Origin of the sequence: Roseisolibacter agri, assembly GCF_030159095.1 — a bacterium.
GTDB classification, from domain to species: domain Bacteria; phylum Gemmatimonadota; class Gemmatimonadetes; order Gemmatimonadales; family Gemmatimonadaceae; genus Roseisolibacter; species Roseisolibacter agri.
This window is the reverse complement of sequence record NZ_BRXS01000005.1, coordinates 347,667-370,712: the sequence shown is the minus strand read 5'-3', so window position 1 is coordinate 370,712 and position 23,046 is coordinate 347,667. Positions and strand designations below refer to the sequence as shown.

Below are 23,046 nucleotides of genomic sequence, written 5' to 3'. Positions count from 1 at the left end.
GTACGATGCGCCGCGGCGCGCGCCGTCAGGCGTCGGGCGCGCGCACCGGCCCGGCGCGCTCGACGAGCCGCACCAGCTCCGCGACGGAGCCCACCGCGAGCTTCCGCATCACGCGCCCGCGGTGCTGCTTCACCGTCTGCTCCGCGGCGCCCAGCGCGGCGCCGATCTGCTTGTTGGTGCGGCCGGTGACGATCAGCGCGAGCACCTCCAGCTCGCGCGGCGTCAGGCGCGCCATGCGCGCGCGCAGCTCGGCCAGCGTGCGGCGCTCCGCGCGCGCGGCGGCGTCGCGCGCCAGCGCGTGGTGGATCGCCGCCAGCAGCTCCTCCTCCTGGAACGGCTTGGCGAGGAACTCCACCGCGCCCGCCTTCATCGCGCGCACGCTCATCGGGATCGTGCCGTGCCCGGTGATGAAGATGACCGGGATCGGGACCTCGGCGCCGTCCAGCGCGCGCATGAGATCGAGGCCGCTCCCGTCGGGCAGCTGCACGTCGAGCACGAGGCACGCCGGCGCCTCGGCGCGCGGATGGCGCAGGAAGTCGGTCGCCGACGCGAACGTCTCCACGCGCAGCCCCACCGAGCGGATCACGCTGCCCAGCGCCTGGCGCACCGAGAGGTCGTCGTCCACCACGTACACGATCGGGTCGGTGGCGACCATCACGCGTCCCCGTTCCCTCCCGGCAGCGTGATCGCGATCGTCGCCCCCGCGCCCTCGTTCGGCGTCGCCGCGATGCGCCCGCCGTGCGCCTCGACGATCGAGCGGCTGATGGCGAGGCCGAGCCCGAGGCCACCCGGCTTGGTCGAGAAGAAGGGCTCGAACAGCTGCGCGGCGCTGGCCGGGTCCAGCCCCTTCCCGCGATCCGACACCGCGACACGCACGCCGCCCGCGCCGTCGTCCTGCGACGCGATCTCCAGCAGCCGCTGGCTCTCCGGCACCTCCGCCATCGCCTCGATCCCGTTCAGCACGACGTTCACGAGCACCTGCTGCAGCTGCACGCGATCGCCGCTCACCATCGGGAGGCCGTCGCGCAGCGCCACGCGCAGCGTCACGCCCTGGCGGTCGATCTCGCCGCGGGTGAACGCGAGCGCCTCGCCGACCACCTCGTTGAGCGACAGCGGCTGCTTCTCCGGCGCGCCGCCGTGCAGCAGCGCCCGCACGCGCGCGATCACCTGCGCCGCGCGCGTCCCGTCGCGCACCACGCGCTCGGCGGCCTCGCGCGCCTCGGCGAGGTCGGGCGGATCGAGCGCGAGCCAGCGGCGGCACGCGTTGCCGTTCATCACCACGGCGGCCAGCGGCTGGTTGACCTCGTGGGCGATGGACGCCGTGATCTCGCCGAGCGTCGTCACGCGCGTCACGCGGGCGAGCGCGGCCCGCGCCTCGTCGCGCATCTCGTCCGCGCGCCGGCGTGCGGTGACGTCGCTGTTGGTCTCCAGGATCCCGACGGGCCTTCCTTCGGCGTCCGTCTGCAGCGACCAGCGGCTCGTGACGATGACGCGCGCGCCGTCCCGCGTCGTCTGTACCAGCTCGCCCTCCCACCGGCCGGTGCGATACAGCTCCGCCTCGATCGCGGACTTCGGGATCGGGAAGACGGTGCGGAGCATCGCATGGCTCGACCGGCCGCAGGCCTCCTCGCTGGTCCAGCCGTACAGCTCCGTCGCGCCGCGGTTCCAGTACGTGGTGACGTCCCCGCCGTCGCGCACGTAGATGCCGTCGTGCGTCAGGTCCAGCAGGCTCGCCTGCTTCCGGACCTCCACCGCCATGCGCTCGCGCTCGGCGATCTCGGTGCGCAGGTCGGCGTTCGCGGCCCGCAGGTCGTGCATGCGCGCCGTGAGCTCGTCGCGCGCCACCAGGAGCGCGTCCGTCGTGCGCTGCTGGATCGCCGTCAGCCACGCCACGAGCACCACCGAGACCGTGTAGACGGCCAGGAACGCCCAGTCCTCCTCGGTCGCCACCGAGAGGCTGTAGAGCGGCTCGGTGAAGAAGTAGCTGATGGACAGCGACGCGATGGCGACGGTCACCAGCCCCGGGCCGATGCCGCCGTACCAGGCGGCGAACAGCACGGCCGGCGTGAGGATCTCGTCGCCGAGCTCGGCGTGGCCCACCGACACCGCGACGGCGACGCTCAGCACCATCAACGCGACGGGTGCGGCGTACCGGACGACCGGGGATCGCGACCGGAGTCGGAGCAGCGCCTGCGGGAGCGAGCCCGTGGTCATGCCGTGCATCTCGAGGCGAGGGAGCGGGTGGCGCCGCGCGAGGGTCCGCCACGAGACTGCGGTCGAACCTCGATGGTGACAAGAGCGGCAGGAAACGTCCCCGGCGCTGACTCGTAATACCGGCATGACGCACCCCGACGGCGCATTCCTCGAGCTCCAGGCGGCCCTCGCCGGCGAGTATTCCCTCCAGCGCGAGCTCGGCCGCGGCGGCATGGGGATCGTGTACCTCGCGCGCGACGTGCAGCTCGACCGCGACGTCGCCATCAAGGTGCTCCCGCCGCACCTCGGCACCGCCGAGTCGCGCGAGCGCTTCCTGCGCGAGGCGCGCACCGCCGCCGGGCTGTCGCATCCGCACATCGTCCCCATCCACCGCGTCGGGGAGGCGAGGGGGTTCGTCTTCTTCGTGATGAGCTACGTGGAGGGCGAGACGCTCGGCGAGCGGCTGCGCACGCGCGGCCCCCTCGCGCCGGCCGAGGCCACGCGCGTGCTGCGCGAGGTCGCGTGGGCGCTCGCCTACGCGCACGGCCGCGGCATCGTCCATCGCGACGTGAAGCCGGACAACATCCTGCTGGAGGGCGGCACCGGCCGGGCGCTGGTCACCGACTTCGGCATCGCGCACGGTGGCGCGCACGCGGGGCCCGGGACCGAGCCGGGGAGGATCATGGGCACCGCCCACTTCATGAGCCCCGAGCAGGCCGCGAGCGAGACCGTCGACGGCCGCAGCGACCTGTACGCGCTGGGCGTGGTCGGCTACCTGGCGGTGAGCGGCCGCCTGCCGTTCGAGGCGCCGAGCCTCCCGGCGCTGCTGGTGCGCCAGGCGACCGAGGAGCCGCCCAGCGTGCTGCGCGTGGCGCCGGGCCTCCCGCCCGCGCTGGGCGCGGCGATCGACCGGTGCCTCGTCCGCGACCCGGACGGCCGCTTCCGCGATGGCGAGGCGCTGGCCGCGGCGCTCGCGCCGACGACCGACGCCCGGCCCGCGCTGCCGCCGACGCTGCGCGCGTGGCTGGCCGCGCGGAACCCGCTCCTCGTCCCCTACCTGGGATGGTCCGCGGGCTTCACCGCGCTCGCCCTGGGGAACGCGTACGCCAACGCGACGGGCAATCCCGGCTCGCACTGGTACGACGTGGCGATGCTGACGGTGGCCGCGTCGCTCCCGCTCTTCCCGACCGTCGGCTTCCACCTCAACCAGGCGCGCCGGCAGTTCCGGGCCGGGCACTCGCTCGCCGACCTGCGCACGGCGCTCGAGGTCGCGCGGCGCGAGCGGGCGGAGACGGACGCGATCGCGCTCGAGCCGCAGGAGACGCGCTCGCACCGCGTGCTGCGCGTCGCCACCGTCGCCGCGGCGCTCTGGCTCGCCGCCACGTTCGTGCTGGTCGTCGAGGGGACGCTGCACGAGAACAGGGTCAGCTTCCTCTGGTTCCTCGTGCCCCTGCTCACGACGATGCTGCTGGGCGCGATCAGCAACGCGCTGGACGTGTCGTTCGTCCCGTCCGCGATCCGCAACTGGTGGCAGACGGGGCTCCGCGATCGGCTCTGGAACGGCCGCGTGGGCGAGTGGCTGGCGCGCCGGCTCGGCGCGCCGGAGCGCTCGGGCGCGGTGGGCGCCACCGCGTTCCGCGCCACCGAGGTGGCCCTCGGCGTGGCGGCGGGCGAGCTGTTCGCCGCGCTGCCGCAGCCCTACCGCGACCAGCTGGCCGGGCTGCCGGCGACGATCGCTTCGCTGGAGGCGCGGGCGGCGGAGGCGCGCGCGGAGCTCGACCTCGTCGGCGCGCTCGCGCCCTCGGGCTCGCGCGACGCCGACATGCTGGGCGCGCGGCGGCAGATGGCCGCGTCGCACCTGTCGCAGAGCGTCGCCGCGCTGGAGGGAATCCGGCTGGACCTGCTGCGCCTGCACGCCGACGCGAGCGACCTCGCGCCGCTCACGACGCTGCTCGACGCCGCGCGGTCGATCGGCGAGGACGCGGGCCGGCTGGCCGACGCCCGGCGCGAGGTCGACGCCGCGACCATCCGGCGCCCGCTGGGCCCCGGCCGGATCCCGACGCCCGGGTGACGGCCGGGTGAATCCCTGGTGAAGCGCGACGGGCGCCCCACCGCGAGGGTGGGGCGCCCGTCCACGACCCGATCGGCCGGGCCGCCGTCGGCGACTTCAGGTCAACGGCCGGTCACTTGACCTCGAACTCCACCGACTTCGCCTCCTTCCCGTTGTACATCACGCGGAAGTGGTACTTGCCGGGCGCCCAGCCGCCGGCCTTGCCCTTGAAGACCGTGCGCGCCTTGTCGCCGGTGACGACGGTGCGCGTCTCCTCGGAGATCAGCTGGTCGTTGTCCCCCATCGTCCAGCGGGCGACGACCTCCTTCCCCGACTCGTTGGCGTCGGTCTCCATGACCGCGTAGATCGTGTCGCCGGCCTTGAAGTCGTCGGACGCGTCGGCGACGGAGCTGTCGGGCTTCAGAGCGTTGCCGAGGTGGAGCTCCTCGACGTCGATCTCGTCGGCGGCGGGGGTGGTGCCGGTCTGGGCCGCGGTCGCATTGGCGGCGGAGTCCGCGACGGCCGCGCTGTCGTGACCTTTCTCGCCGGCGCCGCCGCAGGCCGTGGCGAGGAGCAGGGCGAGCGCAGCGCCGAGGGGCGCGCGCAGGGCGACGTGACGCTGATGCACGGTATCCTCCAGTGAGATGACGCGCGGAGAGCCGGTCCGCGCTCGTCGGTGAGACGGCAGGGCGATCGCCGTCTCGGTGCACGCGACGTGCCGGACCGGCCCGGTGCCGCGTGCCACCGGTCTCGTCCGTGACGTCGCGCCGCACGTGGCGTCTCCCCCGCACATGGCCAACTCGCCGCTCCCCACCCCGCCCGCCATGCCGCGCCCCCGCGTCCGGCCCTGGGTCGTGGGGCTCGCCCTCGGCGTCGGGGCGCTGGGCGTCTGGTGGCCCCGCCTGCTGCCGGGCCGCCGGGTCGTGCCGGTCGCCACGGGCGTGGTCCTGGTACGGGGCGACGGTCCGGTCGACAGCGCGATCGTGCCGGTCGCGCGGGAAGCGGCGCGACGCGTCCGCCGCGCGGGCCTCGCCATCCCCGAGCGGCAGCTGGTGCTGCTCTGCCGCACGCGGGCGTGCTGGTGGGCCAGCCCGTCGCCCCGCTGGTCGCGCGCGACGACGCGGCTGCTCGATGGGCTGGTGGTGCTGTCGCCCTACGTCCCGCTGGGTCCTGCCCCGGCACCGGTGGCGACGCCGCCGGGTGCGTGGAAGCGCCCGGCGTACTGGACGATCCCGGCGTCGCGCCACGAGTGCGCGGTGCGCGTGCTGACGCACGAGCTGGCGCACGTGGCCGACATCCGCCGCCGCGGCCGCGTGCGCGCCTGGCGCGAGGGCGCGCCGGAGGCTGAGGCGTTCGCGGCACGGGTCGCGCGGGCGACGGCGCGCCCCGACGCCGGCCTCGGCCCCATCGAGTGCGCGGGGTAGTCGACGTCCGGATGCCCGCCGGCGCGACGGCGTGAAGTCTCCGCGGGTGGGTCGTCTGCCAGAATGAGGGCGCGCGCGGCATCGGGGTCGGTCGACCGATGCACGACGCCGCCCCGCGCGTGTACCATTCGCGCCGGTCCCGCCCGGACCGCTCCCACGCCCGTCGCCATCAGCCGCTCCGACTCCGTGCGCCTGCCGCTCGCACACGGCCTTCCGTTTCGTCTCGCCCTCGCGCTGGCCGCCCTGACGGTCGGTGCCGCGGCCGCGCGCGCGCAGTCGCTGCGCGGCTCGCCCGAGAGCGTGGACCGCATGTACCAGGAGGCGCAGCGCGAGGCGCTGGCCTTCCACGAGACGCCCGACGCCGTGCGCACCGCCGTCGACGCGGGCGCGCTCGTGCGCCTGACGACGGGGCGCGACGTGACGCTCCGCCGCGTCGCCTTCCCGTACGTCACCCCGGCCACCGAGGCGTTCGTGCTCGCGCTGGGCCGGCAGCACCGCGCGGCGTGCGGCACGCCGCTGATGGTCACGAGCGCGGCGCGGCCCACCACGCGCCAGCCGCGCAACAGCGTCGCGCAGAGCGTGCATCCCACCGGGATGGCGATCGACCTGCACAAGCCGCGCGGCCGCTGCCTGCGCTGGCTGCGCGCGACGCTGCTGGAGCTGGAGGACGCGGGCGTGCTGGAGGCGACCGAGGAGTTCCGCCCACCGCACTTCCACGTCGCGGTCTATCCCACGGCCTACACGCGCTACGCGGCCGCGCAGCCGCCGGCCGCGTCGTCGCCGTCGTCCACGGTGGCGCTGCAGTCGCTCGCGACGGTCGCCACGGCGCCGCGGCCGCAGACGCGCGCGAAGCCGAGCGCGAAGGCGGCCGCGAAGCCGCGCGCGAGCACGCGTTCCAGCACGCGCGTCGCGTCGGCCGCGCCGCGCGCCACGCAGCGCTACCGCGTCCGCGCGGGCGACACGCTGTGGGACATCGCGCGCGCCCGCGGCCTGACGGTGAAGCAGATCCTCGCCGCCAACGGCATGTCGCGCGCGGTCATCCGCCCGGGACAGCGGATCGTGCTGCCGAGCGCGCGCGCGCGGCAGCTGTCGAGCGCGGACGCCGTGGGCCAGTGAGCGACGCGCACGTCGCGATGCAGGCGTAGTTCCGTTGTCCACCACCTCGCCGCTCGATCCCGCCGCCCGCATCGCGCGCGCGGCGGCCGCGCACTTCTTCGCGCACTCGAGCGACCTGCTGTGCGTCGTCGACGCGGACGGCGTCGTGCGACACGCGAACCCGACGTTCGCCGGCGCCACCGGCTGGTCGCCCGGGTCGGCGCACGACCGCACGTTCGCGTCCTGCGTGCACGCCGACGACCGCGCGACGCTCGCGACGGCGTGGGCCGGCGTCGTGTGCGGGCGCGCGGTGGACGGCCTCGTGCTGCGCGTCCGCGGCGTCGACGACTCCGATCGCTGGATCGCGTGGCACCTCGCGGCGCCCGACGCGATGGGGCTGGTGCACGCCATCGGCCGCGACGTGAGCGAGCGCGAGGCCGCCGTCCACGCGCTGCGCGAGAGCGAGGCGCGCTACCGGCACGTCGCGTCCAGCGTCCCCGGCGTCGTCTACCAGTTCGTCTACCGGGCCGACGGCAGCCGCGGCTACACGCTGGTGAGCGAGGGCGCGCGCACGCTGTTCGGCGTCGCGCCCGAGGACGCGCTCGCGGACCCGGAGGCGTTCCTGCGGCTCGTCCACCCGGACGAGCAGGCGCAGTTCCGCGCCATCGGCCTGCAGGCCGTCGCGCGGCGCGAGGAGTTCCGCTGGGAAGGGCGCGTCCTGCTGGACACGGGCGAGGAGCGCTTCGCCCAGATCGCGGCGCGCAACTCGGGGCAGCCGGACGGCTCCGTCGTCTGCGACGGGTTGATCATGGACGTCACGGAGCTGCACCGCGCGCAGCGGCGGCTCGAGGAGAGCGAGGAGCGCTTCCGCTCGCTGTTCGAGCAGAACCCGGACGCGGTCTACAGCTTCGCGCACGACCTGAACTTCACGAGCGCCAATCCGGCCGCCGAGGCGCTGACGGGCTACACGCGCGACGAGATCCTCGCCGGCGCGGCGAGCCCGATCGTGGTCCCCGAGGATCGCGACGCCGCGCGCGCCGCGTTCGAGAGCGCGCTGCGTGGCGAGGCGGCGCGCGTCGACCTGGGGATCCGCCACCGGTCGGGCCGCGTGGTGCGCGTGGGCGTCACGAACGTGCCGATCGTCGTCGGCGGCAGCGTCGTCGGCATGTTCGGCATCGCGAAGGACCTCACCGCGCACCGCGCGCTCGAGGATCGGCTGCGCCAGGCGCAGAAGATGGAGGCGGTCGGCAAGCTCGCGGGCGGCGTCGCGCACGACTTCAACAACCTGCTGATGGTGATCCAGAGCTTCGGCGGCTTCCTCGCCGACGACCTGGCGGAAGGCACCACGGCGCGCGCGGATCTCGACGAGGTGCTCCGCGCGGCGGGGCGCGCCCAGGAGCTCACGCGGCAGCTGCTCGCGTTCGGGCGGCAGCAGGTGCTGCGGCCGCGCCGGCTGGACACCAACCAGAAGGTGGCGAACGTCGCGGGCATGCTGCGCCGCCTCATCGGCGAGGACATCGCGCTCGAGACCGACCTCGCGCCCGCGGCATGGGCCGTCGTCGCCGACCCAGGGCAGCTGGAGCAGGTGCTGCTCAACCTCGCGGTCAACGCGCGCGACGCGATGCCGAACGGCGGCACGCTGCGCCTCCGCACCGAGAACCATCACGTCGGCCCGTCGGAGACCGCGCCGTCGCCCGGCCAGGCGCACGGCCGCTACGTCGCGCTGGTCGTCGAGGACGACGGCGTCGGCATCGCGGCCGACGTGCTGCCGCGCATCTTCGAGCCGTTCTTCACGACGAAGCCGGTCGGCCACGGCACGGGACTCGGCCTCGCCACGGTCTACGGCATCGTCGAGCAGTCGGGCGGCGTGGTCACGGTCGACAGCGCACCGGGCCGCGGCAGCCGCTTCACGGTGATGCTGCCGGCGGTCGACGCGCCGGCGCCGTCGCCCGCCACGCGCGAGGACGCCGCGCTCCCCACCGGCGCCGAGACGGTCCTTCTGGTCGAGGACGAGACGAAGGTGCGCGCCGCGCTGCGCCGCATGCTGGAGCAGCAGGGCTACGTCGTGCACGAGGCGTCCAACGGCGCCGAGGCGCTGCGGATCGTGGAGGCCGCGGCCGCCGGGAGCGAGACGCGGTTCGACCTCGTGCTCACCGACCTCGTCATGCCGGAGCTGGGCGGCCATGCCCTCGGCGAGCGGCTCGCGGCGCGCCATCCGGAGATCCGCGTGCTCTACATGTCGGGCTACACCGACGACGAGATCGTCCGGCGCGGGCTCGCCGATCCCGGCGCGAGCTTCCTGGAGAAGCCGTTCACCGCGAGCCGGCTCGCGCACGCCGTCCGCCGGGCGCTCGAGGACGGCGCGGACGGCCGGCGCCGCTAGGGGATGGGGGCTGCGGCTCCCCGCGGGCAGCAGCGCGCGACGCGCGCCACCTCCCAGCGCCTGCGACGCGGCCGGCGACGCCCTGGTGAATTCGACCCTATTGCAGCCCCCCGGTCCGCCCCGATTATGGGGCCACCCCGTTACCGGAGCGCCGCATGAGCACCATCCAGAACACCCGCCGCGAGACCGCCACGTCGTACACGCCCTCGTCGGCGCGCGACGCCCTGCTGACCGACGCCCTGACGAGCATCATCAGCGGGCGTCCGTTCCCGCCCGAGCTGAACGCCGCGGCCGACGTCGCCGGCGCGCCGGTGGACAGCACCGAGAGCGGCATCCGGCGCATCCTCGCGGGTCCGGACGCGCGCTGAGCGGCGGTGAGTCGAGCCGGCGCGGGCGCACGCGGCCCGCGCCGGCTCGTGACGGTCAGCCCGCGATCTTCGCCGCGTACTCCACGAGGCGCCGCGCCTGATGGCGGATCGCCTCCTGCACCGCGTCGGGGATCGGCTGGCCAGCGGCCGTGACGGTCACGCCGTAGGGGTTGCCGCCCGACTGGAAGGTGACCGGATCGGTGTAGCCGGGCGGCACGAGGATGCAGCCCCAGTGCGCGAACATGTTGTTCAGCGACTGCACCGTGGTCTCCTGGCCGCCGTGCGCGTTCTGCGCGCTCGACATCGCGCTCGCCGCCTTGTTGGCGAGCTTGCCGGTGGCCCAGAGCGGGCCGGTCTGGTCGAGGAAGGCGCGCATCTGGCTGGCCGCGGCGCCGTAGCGCGTGGGGGCGCTGAAGAGGAACGCGTTCGCCCACTCGAGGTCCGCGTTCGTCGCCTCCTCCACGTGCGCGGTCCGCTCGGCCGTCGCGCGCCAGGCGTCCTGCCCGGCGACGACGCCCTCGGGCGCGGTCTCGCGCACCTTGCGCAGGCGCACCTCGGCACCGGCCGCGCGCGCCGCCTCCGCGGCGATCTCCGCCATCTGGTGGTTCGTGCCGTAGGTGCTGTAGTAGACGATGGCTAGGCGGACCGTGCTCATGCGCTGTCTCCGTCGAGTTGAGAGCCGTCGAGCGAGGTCACGGTCGGGGGGCGGCCGCGACGCGAGGCTCGGGGTGGGGCAACTGCCACGCCCATCGCGCCCGATCGGGTCAGACGCCGGGGCGCCTCGAAGCGGAGCGATGAGAGGTCAAACAACTTCTCATCACTGAGACAGCAGGACAAGTGCCGCCGCGCCCCGGCAGAGTCGATCAGGACACCGGCGTGACCGCGAAGCAGCAGCGCGGACGGGTGGCGCGGTCGCAGCACTCCGTCACCGGCGTCCCGGCGACCTCGGTCACCAGGGCCTCGACGGCGCGGCACACCTCGGGACGCCGCGCGACGGTGGCCGAGAGCGGGCACGCGTAGCCGCGGAGCCGCCAGGTCCCGTCGTCCGGGACCACGTCGACCTCCCCGCCGAGCGCGTTGAGGACCGCCGCCGCGGCCCCGAGTCGGGCCTCCAGGTCGCCGCCCGCCCGGCCGCCGACGTCGCGCGCGAGCCGGCGGCCGACCTCGCGCAGCAGCGCGTCGGCGCGCTCCGGCGGCAGCTCGTCGACCAGCACCTCGAGCATCGCGCTCAGCACCGGCGGATAGGCGCGCGACAGCAGCGGCTCCGCTCCGGGGTGCACGTCGTAGAGCACCGCCGGCTTCCCTGCCCCCTGGCCGCGCCGGACGCCCTCCTGTCGCACGATCCCGTCGCGCTCGAGCGTGGCGAGGTGGGCGCGGACCGCGTTGTCCGTGAGGCCGAGCGAGCGGGCCAGCTCCTCGACGGTGCGGGCGCCGCGCCGCAGCAGGGCGACGATCTGCCCGCGCGTGGTCTCCAGGAAGCGCCTGCCGAGCTCGATCGCGGTCATGGGTCGGTGGGGTGTGGGACGGGTGAATGGTAGCCCACGAGCCCGAGGACGTCCAATAAGTCAAATATGTTCTTGACTTATTCTCGCGCGGCAGCGATACCTACCGACAACAAGTGCAGCACCGTTCCCACCCACGCAGGAGGTCGGCATGCGGAGCACTCTCGTCACCACCGTCTGCACCCTCACCGCCGTCGCGCTGTCCAGCGCGGCCCCCAGCGCCGCCGCCGCGCAGGCGCTCGACGACCCGACGATCGTCGCGATCTTCGACGGCGCGAACACGGCCGACATCGAGACCGGCCGGCTCGCCGCCACGCGCGGCCACTCGAAGCAGGTGCGCGACTTCGGCGCGATGCTGGCCCGCGACCACGCGCAGGTCCGCCAGCAGGGCCGCGACCTCGCCGCGAAGCTCGGCGTCACGCCGACCCCGCCGAAGCCCGACCAGGGCGCGAAGGACCATGCGGCCGCGATGAAGCAGCTGCGCGCGCTGAAGGGCGCCGCGTTCGACCGCGCCTTCCTCGCGCACGAGGTCGCGTACCACAAGGCGGTCATCGACGCCGTGCAGACGACGCTCCTTCCCGCCATCAGGAACGCCGAGGTGAAGGCGCTGGTGGTGAAGGTCGCGCCGGCGTTCCAGGCGCACATGCTCGCGGCGCAGAACCTCGAGAAGCAGCTCGCGGGACGGTGACCATGCGACGCACGCTGCTCGCGCTCGCGTGCGTCGTTGTCCTCGCCGCCTGTGGCGGCGAGGACGCGCCCACCGAGCCGTCACCAGAGCCGCTCGATCCCGCGCTCGTCGCCGAAGGGCGCGAGATCTTCCGCTTCGACACCTTCGGCGACGAGAAGTACTGGACGGACACGCTGCGGATGCACGAGGTCGTGCAGCGCGCCGTGACGCCGGCGGTCGCGCTGTCGGTCGGCCTCAAGGTCGACGCCGACGCGCTGCCGCAGTCGGTGAAGGACGCGCTGAAGGCGGGAGCGGTGGACCTCAACAGCACCGCGACGACGCTCGCGCTACTCAAGCTGAACGCGGTCGTCGGGTTGAAGGGCCAGGTGCAGACCGTCGCCGGCCGCGACACGCTCGTGCGACTCGGCATCACCTGCGCGCTGTGCCACTCCACCGTCGACGACGCGTTCGCGAAGGGGATCGGGCAGCGGCGTGACGGGTGGCCGAACGGCGACCTGAATCCGGGCGCGATCGTCGCGCTGTCGCCAGCCGTCGCGGAGAACGTGAAGGCCGTGCTGCGCACGTGGGGCCCGGGGAAGTACGACCCGCGCACCAGCTTCGACGGTCAGAGCACGCCGCTGGTGCTGCCGCCCGCGTACGGCCTGCGCGGCGTCGCGATGGAGACGTTCACGGCCGAGGGGCCGGTATCGTACTGGAACGCGTACGTCGCGGTGACACAGATGCACGGGCAGGGCAACTTCGACGATCCGCGCCTGGGCATCAGCGTGCGCCAGTCGCCGGACCTCGTGACGCCCCGGCTGCCGGCGCTGCGCGCGTACCAGCTGAGCCTCGAGAAGCCCGCGCCGCCGCCGGGCAGCTTCGACGCGGCGGCGGCCGAGCGTGGACGCACCGTATTCGTGCGCGAGGGCCAGTGCGCGACGTGCCACGCGGGCACCACGTTCAGCGACGTGAACGCGGGCACGCTGCACGCGGCGTCGGAGACGGGCATGGATCCGCGCTACGCCGCGCGCACGGCGCGGAAGGCGTACCGCACGACGCCGCTGCGCGGGCTCTGGCAGCACGCGCCGTACTTCCACGACGGCAGCGCGCGCACGCTCGCCGACGTGGTCGCGCACTACGACCGCGTGCGCAGCCTGCGCCTCACGGACGCGCAGAAGCGCGACCTGGTCGAGTACCTGAAGACGCTCTGATGCGCGCGTGCTGCGCCGTCGTGCCTCAGCGCCGGCGCAGCACCGCGTACGTGAACCGCTGCTCGGCGCCCGCGGGCGTGTGGTGCACCTCGCGGTCGCCGCGCAGCAGCGCGAAGTCGTCGCCGAACGCGCGCGCCAGCGCGTCGGCGTCGTAGCGCGCGACGTCGAGGCCACTGCAGCGCGTCGGGCCGTCGGCCGCGAACGTCGCGACGACGAGCGTGCCGCCAGGGCGGAGCGCGTCGCGCGCGGCGGCCACGTAGCGCGCGCGGTCCGCCGGATCGGTGAGGAAGTGGAACGCCGCGCGGTCGTGCCACGCGTCGAAGCGCGCGGCCGGCAGCGCGGCCCGCGTGACGTCCGCCTCGATCCACGTCACGGCGTCACCTGCAGCACCGAGTCGTGCGCGCGCCCGCGCGAGCGCGGCGGCCGAGACGTCCAGCACCGTGACGTCGCGGAAGCCGCGGGCGACCAGCGCGTCCACGAGCGTCGAGTCGCCACCGCCGACGTCGACGATCGCGCTCGTGGGCCCGACGCCCGCCTCGGTCAGCAGCGCGAGCGATCGGGTGGGCTCGCGCTGGAACCAGCTCACCTCGTGCGACTGCCGCGTGTGGTAGACGTGCTCCCAGTGCGCCCGACGCTCGGTCGCGTCCTCGCCTCCGTCGCGTCGCGTCACTGGATGCCGAGCCCCCGGATGAGCGCGAGGCTCAACACGACGAGCACGAGCAGCGATCCCGTCACCGTCGCGACCACGGGCCGGCCGACGCGCGCGATCGCCTTCAGGTCGACGCCGAGCCCCAGCGCCGCCATCGCGACGATCGTCAGCCAGCCTGAGACCGTGCGCGCCGGATCCGCCACCGCCGCGGGAATCACGCCCGTCGAGCGCAATACGGCGAGGGCGAGGAACCCCGCGATGAACCACGGCACCACGCGCGCGACACCGAGCCGCGGCGCGGCGGCACCGGCGCGCGACGCGCGATGGCGCAGCGCGAAGAAGACGACCACGGGTCCGAGCATCAGCACGCGCACCAGCTTCACGAGCGTCCCCACCTGCCCCGACAGCACGCTCACGGGAAAGGCCGCGGCGAGCACCTGCGGCACCGCGTACACCGTGAGCCCCGCCAGCACGCCGTACTGGTAGAGCGAGAGCCCGAGCGGGTGCACCAGCAGCGGCAGCCCGAGCACCACCGCGACTCCCAGGATCGCCGTGAAGGCGATGGACGACGCGACGTGCTCCGGGTCGGCGTCGATGACCGGCGCGACGGCGGCGATGGCGGAGTTGCCGCAGATCGAGTTCCCGCAGGCGACGAGCACCGCGAGCTTGTGCGGGAGCCCGAGCACCCGCCCGAGCCCGTAGCTCAGCGCGAGCCCGAGCACCACGAGCAGCACGATCCCCACGGCAAGCGCGGGCCCCGCGCGCAGCAGGAGCGGCAGGTCGACCGAGACGCCGAGCAGCAGGACCGCGACCTCGAGCACCTCCTTCGCGGCGAAGCCGACGCCGGGCGACAGGCGCGCCGGCAGCGTCCAGCAGGTGCGCACGAGCATCCCCACCACGATCGCGACGACCAGCGCCTCCACCACCGGATGGCCGAACGCGCGCGACTCGGCCCACCCGACCGTCCACGCGACCGCGCCGACGGCGAGGGCGAGGGCAAGGCCGGGCGCGAGCCGCGCGAGGGCGCGGGGCGACGGGGACGGATCCGACGGACGTGCGGGCATGCCCGAACGATCTCCGCCGTGCGGCCATAAGTCCAAGACATGCTCGTCATGCGGCCATTACCTTGACGCATGCCCCTCAACCTCCAGGCGCTGCGCGTGTTCGTGGCCGTGGCCGACCAGGGCGGCTTCTCGCGCGCCGCGGCGGTGCTGCACCTCAGCCAGCCCGCGGTCTCGAAGGCGGTGGCGGGACTGGAGCGCGAGGTCGGGCTGCCGCTGCTCGAGCGCGGCGCCCGGGGCGTGCGGCTGACCGAGGGCGGTGCGGCGCTGCACGCGCGGGCGCGCGAGCTGTTCGCCGTCGAGCGGAGCGCGGAGGAGGAGCTGCGCGCGCTGCGCGGGCTCGACGCGGGCGTGCTGCGGATCGGCGCCAGCACCACCGTGGCGACCTACTTCCTCCCGCCCCTGCTCGGCGACTTCCACGCCGCGCATCCGGGCGTCGCGCTGCGCGTGACGAGCGCGAACACGCGCGCGGTCGCGCGGCTGCTGCTGCAGCGGCGCCTGGACGTGGCGCTGGTGGAGGGCCCGGTGCGGCACCCGCGCATCGCGGTGGCGCCGTGGCGCACGGACGATCTGGTCGTCATCGCGCCGCCCGGTCATCGACTGGTCGGCCGCGCGGGCGTGCCGGCGAGCGCGCTCGCGGAGGAGTCGTTCATCCTGCGCGAGCGCGGCTCCGGCACGCGCACGGTGGCGGAGGCGGCGTTCCGAGCCCACGGCATCGTCGCGCGGGTCGCGCTGACGCTCGGAAGCACGGAGGCGATCAAGCAGACCGTGCTCGCGGGGCTCGGGCTCGCGGTCGTGTCGCGCGCCGCCGTCGCCGATCAGCTGGCGAGCGGCGTCCTCGCAGCGGTGGCGGTGCGCGGGTGGGACGTGCGGCGCGAGCTGACGCTGCTCCGTCTGCGCGGACGGGCGCCGAGCGCCGCGGCGCGCCGCTTCGAGGAGGCGCTGGGCGTCGAGCGCGGCGAGGTCGCGTGACGGAGCACGGCGCACCCGCGCCGGGCGTCGGCGTGCGGCTGCGGACCGACGTCGTCGTGATCGGCGCGGGCCAGGCCGGGCTCTCGACCGCCTACCACCTGCGACGGCTCGGCCTCGCGCCGAACCGCGGCTACGTCGTGCTCGATCGCGCACCGGCGCCGGGCGGCGCGTGGCAGTTCCGCTGGCCGTCGCTCACGCTCGGCACGGTCAACCGCATTCACGACCTGCCGGGGATGCGCTTCACCGACGTCGTCGGTGACGCCGACGCGGAGGTGCAGGCGGCGGTCGCGGTGCCGCGGTACTTCGCCGCCTACGAGCGCGCGTTCCAGCTGCCCGTCTACCGGCCGGTGACGGTGCGCGTGGTGTGCGAGCGCGACGGACGCCTCATCGTCGAGACGGACCGCTTCGAGCTGTCCGCGCGCGGCATCGTCAACGCGACGGGCACGTGGGAGGCGCCGTACGTCCCCGAGTATCCGGGCGCCGAGCGCTTCCGCGGGCGCCAGCTGCACACGCGCGACTATCGCACGGCCGCGGAGTTCACCGGCCAGCACGTCGTCATCGTCGGCGGCGGCATCTCGGCCGTGCAGCTGCTGGACGAGGTCTCGCAGGTCACCACGACGACGTGGGTGACGCGGCGCCCACCCGAGTTCCGCGAGGGACCGTTCGACGAGGCGGCGGGCCGCGCCGCGGTGGCGATCGTGGAGGACCGCGTGCGGCACGGGCTGCCGCCGACGTCCGTCGTGTCGGTGACCGGGCTGCCCGTGACGCCGCGCATCGAGGCGATGCGCGCGCGCGGCGTGCTGCACCGGCTCCCCATGTTCAGCGACATCGTGGAGGACGGTGTGCGCTGGCCCGACGGCACCGTGGTGCGCGCGGACGTGATCCTCTGGTGCACGGGCTTCCGGAGCGCGCTCGACCACCTGGCACCGCTGCAGCTGCGCGGGCCCGACGGTGGCATCGTCATGACCGGCCGCCTGGCGACGCAGGTCGCACGCGATCCGCGCGTGCATCTCGTCGGCTACGGGCCGTCGGCGTCCACCATCGGCGCGAACCGCGCGGGCGCCGCCGCGGCCACCGAGCTCACCGCGTTCCTCGGATTGCGCTGAGCACACGCGACAACGGCGACGGCGCCCACCGAACCATGTCGGTGGGCGCCGTCGCCGTTGTCGCGCGGACGAACGGGATCAGGCCGCGCGGCGCAGCGGCTGGGCGTTTGCGGGGGCCAGGGCCGGCGCGCGCCCCGCGAGGCGGGCGTCGAGCGACCAGCGGCCGGCGCCCGTGAGCACCAGCGTCGCGGCAGCGGCGGTCAGCGCGAGCGGGAACTCGAAGCCGTTCGGGGCGAAGAAGCCGGCGCCGAGGTGGACCATGAAGATCGCGCCGAGCATGGTGATCGCGAGGCCCAGGGAGGCGAGGCGCGTGAGCAGGCCGACGATCAGGGCGAGGCCGCCGAAGAACTCGACGAGCGCGACCGCGGGGCCCGTGATGCCGGGGAGCGGAATCCCCATGCCGCCGAAGGCGCCGGTCACGCCGGCGAAGCCGTAGACGAAGAGCTTCTGGCCGCCGTGGGCCGCGAAGACGAGGCCGGTGACGCCGCGCAGGATCGCGAGGCCGAGGTCGAGCTGACGGGCGGAGGCGGGAGCGGCGAGGCGCATGGTCGGGTCCTGAGAATGGGGGGCGGCGCCGTTCAGTGTTGCGATCTTCGGTGTCACAACACTTATCAGGCCGAGACGTCGGGTGCGACGACGAGCACGGAGCGATATTTAAGTGTTGAAACACCCGATGTCAAGACACCAGCCGCCCCCGCTTCCCACTCCGCTCAGGGCAGCCGCACCCCCAGCGTCCGCGCCGCCCCGTCCAGCCGCGCCCCCAGGATCGGCGCGGCGGCCCGCGTGAAGCTCGCAGCGAGGTGGTTGTCGTCCGTGTACACCACCCGTCTCCCCTGCACCGCCGCGCACCGCGCGGTCGGGCACACCACGTCCGCCATGTCGACCGCCCGCACGCGGAGCCCGCGGGCCGCCGCGTCGCGCACCGCCGCCTCCTGCGCCGCGCGCGCCGCCGCATGCAGCCCCTCCGAGCGCGCGAAGGTGCATGGCTGCGCGAGCGGCAGCCGGTCCGCGCGGCGCGACAGGCACGCCGGCACGTCGAAGCCCGCCTGCGGCGTCCCGCGGATCGCGACGACGGGGACACCAGCACCCGCCAGTCGGCCATAGGTACTGCGCAGCCCGCGCCCCCACGCCTCGGGCGAGATGCGCGACCGCTCCGCGCGCCCCTCCTGGCCGCGCGTCACGTACTCGTCCCAGCTCGAGAGGATGGCGACCGCCGGGCGGAGCGCGATCAGCCGCCGCACCGACGCCTCGCGGTACGCCGCGCACTCGCGGCCGCGGCGCGCCGTGCGCCAGCCGTTCAGCTCCGGCGCGTCCGAGACCGGGCAGCCGCCGTTGACCAGCAGCACCACGCGCCAGCCACGCTCGCGCCCCAGCCGGTCGACGGCGCCGAGCCAGTGCTCCGCGTGCGAGTCGCCGAAGAGCGCGACCGTGGTGGCGCCGCGCGGGTCGCCGAAGACGCAGGTGCCCGAGGTCTTGGCGCCCCAGCACTCGTGCGTCATGCGGTCGTGCCGCGCCGTCGCGAACCGCCGTTGGTCGGACGTCTTCACGTGGCGCACCGCCGCCTGCCGCAGCGCGCCGGCGCCGAGCGCGAGCGCCACGCACCCGGCCAGCGCCGCCGCGGGCCAGCCGAACGGCGAGCCGCCGTCATCGGTGCGCGCGCCGCGCGCGGGGCGCTCGACGAGGCGCAGCGTGAGCCAGGCGGGGCCGAGCGCCGCCACCGACCACGCGAGGCGACCCGCGACGCCGATCGAGGGCCAGAGCACGGCCGCGGTCACCACGATCGGCCAGTGCCACAGGTACCAGGAGTACGACAGCGTCCCGAGCCAGCGCAGCGCCCGCGCGACCGCGTGGTCGCCGGAGAGCGCGCCGTGCCCGCGCGCGCCCCCCGCGACGATCGCGGCCGCGCCGAGCACGGGGAGCAGCGCCGCGAAGCCCGGGTAGGGCGTGTTGCGGTCGTAGACGATCGCGGCCAGCGCGAGCGCGAGCAGCCCGGCGACCTGGAACCACCAGCCCGATCCGCGACGCGTCTCGGCGTCCGCGGTGGAGGAGGCCGGCGCGGCGTCGGTGGGCAGCAGGAGCGCGAGCAGGCCGCCGATGGCGAACTCCCACGCGCGCGCGGCGCTGCCGAAGAACGCCCACGACGGCTCGGTCCCCGTGAGCCACACCGCGGCCGCGAACGACAGCGCGGCGACGAGCGCGAGCCCCACGCCGATGCCGCGCAGCAGCCCGGCCGCGCGGCGCGACGACTCCTCGGAGGCCGCGGCGCCCTCGCGCCGCCGCGCGACCGTCCAGCCGCCGATGGCCGCGAGGGCGAGGAACAGCAGCGGCCCGAAGAGCGAGACCTGCTGCTCGACGGCCAGCGACCAGGTGTGCAGGAACGGCGAGTCGGCGCCGCCGAAGTAGTTCACCGACTGGCGCGCGAACGCGTTGTTCGCGGTGCCCAGCGCCACGCTGCGCGCGGTCGCCGCGATGGCGGCGCGGTCGATGGGGGCGTAGAGCGTCCACACCGCGGCCAGCGTCGCCGCGACCACGACCAGCAGCGCGGGGAGCAGGCGTCGCGCGCGCCGGCCGTAGAAGGCGGCCAGGTCCACGGAGCCCGTCGCGGCGTACTCGCGCACCAGGAGCCGCGTCGTGAAGAAGCCGGACAGGACGAAGAACACGTCCACGCCGACGAAGCCGCCCGCGAGCGCGGGCACCCCCGCGTGGTACGCGACCACGAGGAGGATCGCCAGGCCACGCAGCGCTTCGAGGTCGGTCCGGAAGGGGGGCCGGGACGTCGACATGTTCCGGCCTACGGCCCGCGCCGTCCCGTGTTTCACGCGAGCTGGCCCTGACACCGTGCAATTCGACCGACCGTAGGGGCCCGGGCGGGCAACTCGCCACCGGAGGATCCGGCTCATGCGGCTCAAGCGCGCCCTGAAGTGGACGGCCGTCGTGCTCCCGCTCGCGCTGCTCGCGACGGGCGCCATCGCGTACTGGCGCTCCGACAACGCCTGCAGCGATCCCGTCACCGGCCCACCGCGCGTCCCGATGCGCGCGGCGGTCTACTGCGACTACGGGCCGCCGCGCGTGGTCCGGATCGCGCAGGTCGAGAAGCCCGTCGCCGGCGACGGCCAGATCGTCGTGCGGGTGCGCGCGGCGGCGGTGAATCCGCTCGACTGGCACTACATCCGCGGCACGCCGTACATCGGGCGCCTCGAGATGGGGCTGCGCCGGCCGAAGGTGACGCGCCTCGGCGTGGACTTCGCGGGCACGGTCGAGTCGGTCGGCCCGCACGTGACGCGCTTCAAGGTCGGCGACGAGGTGTACGGCGGGCGCACCGGCGCGTTCGCGCAGTACGTGGCCGTGCGTGCGGACCGCGCGGTGGTCCCCAAGCCCGCCCGGCTCTCGTTCGAGCAGGCGGCGGCGATCCCGATCGCGGCCGTCACCGCGCTGCAGGCGCTGCGCGACCAGGGCGCGGTGCGCCCCGGACAGCGCGTGCTGATCAACGGCGCCTCCGGCGGCGTGGGCACGTTCGCGGTGCAGATCGCCAAGTCGCTCGGCGCGCACGTGACGGGCGTCTGCAGCGCACGCAACGTCGCGATGGTCCGGTCGATCGGCGCCGACAGCGTGATCGACTACACGAAGGACGACTTCACGCGCGGCGCGCAGCGCTACGACGTCATCATCGACAACGTCGGCAACCACTCGCTCTCCGCGCTGCGACGCGTGCTCACGCCCACGGGACGCTACGTCATCGTCGGCGGCCCGTCGGGGCGGTGGCTCGACCCCCTGCCACGCGCGTTCGCCGCGAAGGCGACGTCGTGGTTCGTGAAGCAGGACCTGCGCTTCTTCATCTCCGAGTTCAACCAGCGCGACCTGACGCTCCTGCGCGACCTCGCGCAGGCGGGCCGCGTGACGCCGGTCATCGACCGCACGTATCCGCTGGACCAGCTGCAGGCGGCGGTCGCGTACCTCGAGACGGGGCGGGCGCGCGGCAAGGTGGTCGTGACGATCGACTGAGCGCCCCTTGTCGCGCCGCACGCGCGCACGGCATCGTGTGTCGGTCACACGCCCGCACCGCCCCTTCGACCGCCTGCGATGTCCCCGACCCGCCGCGAAGCGCTCGCGCAGCTCGCCGCCCTCGTCGCCCTCCCGATGCCCGCGCTGGCGGCACCCGCCGACGATCCGCTCGATGGCACCGTCGCGGACTACCAGGCCGGCCGCCGGCGCGGCGCGTGGACCGCGGCCGAGGTGACCGCGCGCGCCCTGGACCGCGGCCGCACGGACGGGATGAAGTGGCGCGCGATCGACGCGCTGGCCGACACCGCGCGGGCCGAGTCGCGCGCAGCGGATGCGCGGCTGCGCGCGCGGCGCACGCGCGGGCCGCTCGACGGCGTCCCCGTGTTCGCGAAGTCGATCTACGACATGGCAGGCCTGCCGACGACCGGCTCCAGCGCCGACTGGGCGCGCCTCTTCCCCGAGCGCGTGCGGCGCGATGCGATCGAGATCGCGCGGCTGCGCGCGGCGGGCGCGATCGTGCTCGGGAAGACGGCGGCCGACGACTTCGCGTACCGCGGCAACGGCACGAGCAGCCACACGGGCCAGGTGCTCAACCCGTACGACCGCGCGGGGATCCGCACGCCCGGCGGCTCGAGCGCCGGCTCCGCGGTCGCCGTCGCCGGTGGGATGGCGTTCGCCGCGCTCGGCACCGACGACGGCGGCTCGAACCGCATCCCCGCGCAGTTCACGGGCGTCGTGGGGATGAAGCCGACGTTCGGCCTCGTGCCGCGCACGGGCGTGATCCCGACGTGGCCATACCTCGACACGCACGGGCCGCTCGCGCGCACCGTCGCCGACGCGGCGCTGATGCTGGCGGCGATCGCGGGCATCGACGCGTCGGATCCGCTCAGCCTCGCGATGACGGGCGATCGCGCCTCCCTTGCCACGCTGCGCGACGACGCGCTCTCTGGCGTCCGGCTCGGACTCGTCGAGCTGCACGCGCCGCGCGCGCAGATGTCGGCCGAGGCGCTGAGCGTGTGGGACCGCGCGCTGGGGGACCTGCGCGCGGCGGGCGCCGTCGTGGACGCGTTCGCGCCGTCGGTCACGCGCGTCGACTTCCGCGACGCGTTCTCGGCGGCCGCGCGCGCGCGTGGCGACGTCGCACCGGACTCGCGCTCGCCCGCGCCCACCGCCAACGCGCTGCTCCGCTACTTCGCGGGCCGCACCTCGGATGCGCGCGCGGCGCGCGAGGCGGTGAAGCGCGGCTACGCGGCGTTCCGCGCGTTCTACGACGTGCTTCCCGCGACCTACGAGGCGTGCGAGCCGCTGCTCGACCAGCCGATGGCCGCCGACGCGGCGGGGCGCTCGTTCGCCCGGTCGCGCGCGGAGGTCGTCGCGGGCCTCGCGGCGTCGATGCGCGCGGCGGGCGTGACCGCGATGGTCTATCCGACGATGCCCTTCAACGCGCCGCGCGCCGTCGATCCGTGGCCGGACGTCCGCACGCCGCTGGGCTACGGCAACTGGCTCGGGCTCCCCGAGGTCTCGGTGCCCGCAGGGCTGGGCGCGGACGGGATGCCCGCGCTCAACCTCTCGATCGTCGGGCTGCCGGGCGAGGACGCGCGCGTGCTCGCGCTGGCGCACGCCTACGAGCGGCAGTCGCGCCGCTTCGTGGCGCCGCCGCGCGCGACCTGACGCAGCGATCCGACACGCGGCGCGTCGTCGCGGTACGGGCGCCACGCCCCTCGCCACGTAGCCTTCGCCCATCCTCAACCGGAGGGCGGGCGTGCGGTACACGATATCGAGCGGCGGCGTGACGATCGGCGAGACCGACCTGGGCTTCGTGCGCTCGGCGGTCCGGATCCGCGCGGGCTGGTTCCACCCGAACGCGGAGGGCGAGCGCCTGCTGCCGCGACTCCTCCCGCCGCTCGCGTTGCGCGCCCACCTGGACCGCGACGCCTGGAAGGGCGGCCTCGCCGCCTCGGCCCACCACGCCGATGCGCATCCGCTCGTTCTGCATCGCGAGGACGGCTCCGTCGTGCCGACCCGCATGCTGGGGATCCAGGACACGGTCGAGCTGCTCGCGGCCGCGGAGGCGGAGGAGGCGCGCCGCGAGTCGCTGCCGTGGACGCCCGAGCACGACGAGGACGACGACGACCTCGGACCGGTCGCGATCGCCCTCGACGACGACGAGGCACTGCTCGACGGCGACCCGGCCGACCTCGACGTGGAATGGGCGCCCGACGAGGAGCCGATCGAGCAGCCGCGCTACCAGATCATCCTGGAGCTCGTCGACGACGGGGCGATCCCGTGACCGGCCCGAACGTGGGATGGCGAAACCGCCCCCCGGGTCGCCATCGTCGTGTGGAGGCAGGCCACGCGACCCG

21 protein-coding genes are annotated in these 23,046 nt (G+C 75.0%); 12 read left to right on the top strand and 9 right to left on the bottom strand.

The window, feature by feature from the left end:
- Positions 1 to 25 precede the first annotated feature (25 nt).
- Together rosag_RS17215 and rosag_RS17210 are read right to left on the bottom strand one after the other, a co-directional pair.
- Positions 26 to 655 carry a response regulator transcription factor gene (locus rosag_RS17215; protein ID WP_284351399.1) on the bottom strand — a complete coding sequence of 210 codons (630 nt, stop codon included), beginning with the start codon at positions 653 to 655 and terminating at the stop codon, positions 26 to 28.
- Positions 655 to 2,214, bottom strand: a complete 1,560-nt coding sequence (locus rosag_RS17210; RefSeq protein WP_284351398.1) for a PAS domain-containing sensor histidine kinase — start codon at positions 2,212 to 2,214, stop codon at positions 655 to 657. Before rosag_RS17210 ends, rosag_RS17215 begins: the two co-directional genes overlap by 1 nt.
- A gap of 124 nt (positions 2,215 to 2,338) precedes the next feature.
- Here rosag_RS17210 and rosag_RS17205 point away from each other — a divergent pair, with 124 nt between their 5' ends.
- Positions 2,339 to 4,264 (top strand): serine/threonine-protein kinase, encoded by a 1,926-nt coding sequence (locus rosag_RS17205; RefSeq protein ID WP_284351397.1) that lies wholly within the window; start codon positions 2,339 to 2,341, stop codon positions 4,262 to 4,264.
- Positions 4,265 to 4,376: 112 nt separating this feature from the next.
- Here rosag_RS17205 and rosag_RS17200 read toward each other — a convergent pair whose 3' ends face one another.
- Positions 4,377 to 4,871, bottom strand: coding sequence for a hypothetical protein (locus tag rosag_RS17200; RefSeq protein WP_284351396.1), 495 nt, complete (start codon positions 4,869 to 4,871; stop codon positions 4,377 to 4,379).
- A gap of 196 nt (positions 4,872 to 5,067) precedes the next feature.
- On the opposite strand from rosag_RS17200, the gene rosag_RS17195 reads away from it, so the two are divergent.
- The 4 genes from rosag_RS17195 (at position 5,068) to rosag_RS17180 (ending at position 9,513) form a co-directional block, all read left to right on the top strand.
- Positions 5,068 to 5,667 carry a hypothetical protein gene (locus rosag_RS17195; protein ID WP_284351395.1) on the top strand — a complete coding sequence of 200 codons (600 nt, stop codon included), beginning with the start codon at positions 5,068 to 5,070 and terminating at the stop codon, positions 5,665 to 5,667.
- A 186-nt stretch (positions 5,668 to 5,853) separates the two neighbouring features.
- Positions 5,854 to 6,783 (top strand): DUF5715 family protein, encoded by a 930-nt coding sequence (locus tag rosag_RS17190; protein ID WP_284351394.1) that lies wholly within the window; start codon positions 5,854 to 5,856, stop codon positions 6,781 to 6,783.
- Between the two features lie 34 nt (positions 6,784 to 6,817).
- On the top strand, positions 6,818 to 9,145 hold the full coding sequence (locus tag rosag_RS17185) for a PAS domain S-box protein (RefSeq protein ID WP_284351393.1): 2,328 nt from the start codon (positions 6,818 to 6,820) through the stop codon (positions 9,143 to 9,145).
- Between the two features lie 155 nt (positions 9,146 to 9,300).
- Positions 9,301 to 9,513 (top strand): hypothetical protein, encoded by a 213-nt coding sequence (locus rosag_RS17180; protein ID WP_284351392.1) that lies wholly within the window; start codon positions 9,301 to 9,303, stop codon positions 9,511 to 9,513.
- A gap of 55 nt (positions 9,514 to 9,568) precedes the next feature.
- Here the strand turns inward: rosag_RS17180 and wrbA are convergent, their stop codons facing one another.
- Both wrbA and rosag_RS17170 read right to left on the bottom strand, forming a co-directional pair.
- A complete protein-coding gene (wrbA, locus tag rosag_RS17175) occupies positions 9,569 to 10,168 on the bottom strand; it encodes an NAD(P)H:quinone oxidoreductase (protein WP_284351391.1) in 600 nt (199 codons plus the stop codon).
- A gap of 208 nt (positions 10,169 to 10,376) precedes the next feature.
- Positions 10,377 to 11,018, bottom strand: a complete 642-nt coding sequence (locus tag rosag_RS17170) for a helix-turn-helix transcriptional regulator (RefSeq protein ID WP_284351390.1) — start codon at positions 11,016 to 11,018, stop codon at positions 10,377 to 10,379.
- Positions 11,019 to 11,166: 148 nt separating this feature from the next.
- On the opposite strand from rosag_RS17170, the gene rosag_RS17165 reads away from it, so the two are divergent.
- Entirely contained in the window at positions 11,167 to 11,703 is a 537-nt protein-coding gene (locus tag rosag_RS17165) for a DUF4142 domain-containing protein (RefSeq protein ID WP_284351389.1), read from the top strand.
- Between the two features lie 2 nt (positions 11,704 to 11,705).
- Positions 11,706 to 12,893, top strand: a complete 1,188-nt coding sequence (locus rosag_RS17160) for a c-type cytochrome (RefSeq protein WP_284351388.1) — start codon at positions 11,706 to 11,708, stop codon at positions 12,891 to 12,893.
- Between the two features lie 25 nt (positions 12,894 to 12,918).
- On the opposite strand, the gene rosag_RS17155 is transcribed toward rosag_RS17160, so the two are convergent.
- Both rosag_RS17155 and rosag_RS17150 read right to left on the bottom strand, forming a co-directional pair.
- Positions 12,919 to 13,563 carry a class I SAM-dependent methyltransferase gene (locus rosag_RS17155; RefSeq protein ID WP_284351387.1) on the bottom strand — a complete coding sequence of 215 codons (645 nt, stop codon included), beginning with the start codon at positions 13,561 to 13,563 and terminating at the stop codon, positions 12,919 to 12,921.
- Positions 13,560 to 14,606, bottom strand: coding sequence for a YeiH family protein (locus rosag_RS17150; RefSeq protein ID WP_284351386.1), 1,047 nt, complete (start codon positions 14,604 to 14,606; stop codon positions 13,560 to 13,562). The genes rosag_RS17155 and rosag_RS17150 overlap by 4 nt, the downstream gene beginning before the upstream one ends.
- A gap of 69 nt (positions 14,607 to 14,675) precedes the next feature.
- Between rosag_RS17150 and rosag_RS17145 the strand changes: the two genes are divergently transcribed.
- Both rosag_RS17145 and rosag_RS17140 read left to right on the top strand, forming a co-directional pair.
- Positions 14,676 to 15,575, top strand: a complete 900-nt coding sequence (locus tag rosag_RS17145) for a LysR family transcriptional regulator (protein ID WP_284351385.1) — start codon at positions 14,676 to 14,678, stop codon at positions 15,573 to 15,575.
- Positions 15,572 to 16,681 carry an NAD(P)-binding domain-containing protein gene (locus rosag_RS17140; protein WP_284351384.1) on the top strand — a complete coding sequence of 370 codons (1,110 nt, stop codon included), beginning with the start codon at positions 15,572 to 15,574 and terminating at the stop codon, positions 16,679 to 16,681. The genes rosag_RS17145 and rosag_RS17140 overlap by 4 nt, the downstream gene beginning before the upstream one ends.
- Positions 16,682 to 16,759: 78 nt before the next feature.
- On the opposite strand, the gene rosag_RS17135 is transcribed toward rosag_RS17140, so the two are convergent.
- Entirely contained in the window at positions 16,760 to 17,227 is a 468-nt protein-coding gene (locus rosag_RS17135; RefSeq protein WP_284351383.1) for a DoxX family protein, read from the bottom strand.
- Between the two features lie 164 nt (positions 17,228 to 17,391).
- Positions 17,392 to 19,464: an acyltransferase family protein gene (locus tag rosag_RS17130; RefSeq protein WP_284351382.1), complete on the bottom strand. Its 2,073-nt coding sequence runs from the start codon at positions 19,462 to 19,464 to the stop codon at positions 17,392 to 17,394.
- A gap of 247 nt (positions 19,465 to 19,711) precedes the next feature.
- Between rosag_RS17130 and rosag_RS17125 the strand changes: the two genes are divergently transcribed.
- From rosag_RS17125 to rosag_RS17115, 3 genes are all read left to right on the top strand, one after another.
- The gene (locus rosag_RS17125; protein WP_345784851.1) at positions 19,712 to 20,683 is read left to right on the top strand and encodes an NAD(P)-dependent alcohol dehydrogenase; all 972 of its coding nucleotides are present in this window, start codon (positions 19,712 to 19,714) and stop codon (positions 20,681 to 20,683) included.
- A 78-nt stretch (positions 20,684 to 20,761) separates the two neighbouring features.
- Entirely contained in the window at positions 20,762 to 22,354 is a 1,593-nt protein-coding gene (locus tag rosag_RS17120; RefSeq protein ID WP_284351380.1) for an amidase, read from the top strand.
- Positions 22,355 to 22,445: 91 nt separating this feature from the next.
- The gene (locus tag rosag_RS17115) at positions 22,446 to 22,973 is read left to right on the top strand and encodes a hypothetical protein (RefSeq protein ID WP_284351379.1); all 528 of its coding nucleotides are present in this window, start codon (positions 22,446 to 22,448) and stop codon (positions 22,971 to 22,973) included.
- The last annotated feature ends 73 nt before the right edge of the window (positions 22,974 to 23,046 follow it).

Coding starts and splice junctions, on each gene's coding strand:
- rosag_RS17215 (WP_284351399.1), bottom strand. CDS start 655: ATGGTCGCCACCGACCCGATCGTGTACGTGGTGGACGACGACCTCTCG.
- rosag_RS17210 (WP_284351398.1), bottom strand. CDS start 2,214: ATGACCACGGGCTCGCTCCCGCAGGCGCTGCTCCGACTCCGGTCGCGA.
- rosag_RS17205 (WP_284351397.1), top strand. CDS start 2,339: ATGACGCACCCCGACGGCGCATTCCTCGAGCTCCAGGCGGCCCTCGCC.
- rosag_RS17195 (WP_284351395.1), top strand. CDS start 5,068: ATGCCGCGCCCCCGCGTCCGGCCCTGGGTCGTGGGGCTCGCCCTCGGC.
- rosag_RS17180 (WP_284351392.1), top strand. CDS start 9,301: ATGAGCACCATCCAGAACACCCGCCGCGAGACCGCCACGTCGTACACG.
- wrbA (WP_284351391.1), bottom strand. CDS start 10,168: ATGAGCACGGTCCGCCTAGCCATCGTCTACTACAGCACCTACGGCACG.
- rosag_RS17170 (WP_284351390.1), bottom strand. CDS start 11,018: ATGACCGCGATCGAGCTCGGCAGGCGCTTCCTGGAGACCACGCGCGGG.
- rosag_RS17165 (WP_284351389.1), top strand. CDS start 11,167: ATGCGGAGCACTCTCGTCACCACCGTCTGCACCCTCACCGCCGTCGCG.
- rosag_RS17160 (WP_284351388.1), top strand. CDS start 11,706: ATGCGACGCACGCTGCTCGCGCTCGCGTGCGTCGTTGTCCTCGCCGCC.
- rosag_RS17150 (WP_284351386.1), bottom strand. CDS start 14,606: ATGCCCGCACGTCCGTCGGATCCGTCCCCGTCGCCCCGCGCCCTCGCG.
- rosag_RS17145 (WP_284351385.1), top strand. CDS start 14,676: ATGCCCCTCAACCTCCAGGCGCTGCGCGTGTTCGTGGCCGTGGCCGAC.
- rosag_RS17135 (WP_284351383.1), bottom strand. CDS start 17,227: ATGCGCCTCGCCGCTCCCGCCTCCGCCCGTCAGCTCGACCTCGGCCTC.
- rosag_RS17130 (WP_284351382.1), bottom strand. CDS start 19,464: ATGTCGACGTCCCGGCCCCCCTTCCGGACCGACCTCGAAGCGCTGCGT.
- rosag_RS17125 (WP_345784851.1), top strand. CDS start 19,712: ATGCGCGCGGCGGTCTACTGCGACTACGGGCCGCCGCGCGTGGTCCGG.
- rosag_RS17120 (WP_284351380.1), top strand. CDS start 20,762: ATGTCCCCGACCCGCCGCGAAGCGCTCGCGCAGCTCGCCGCCCTCGTC.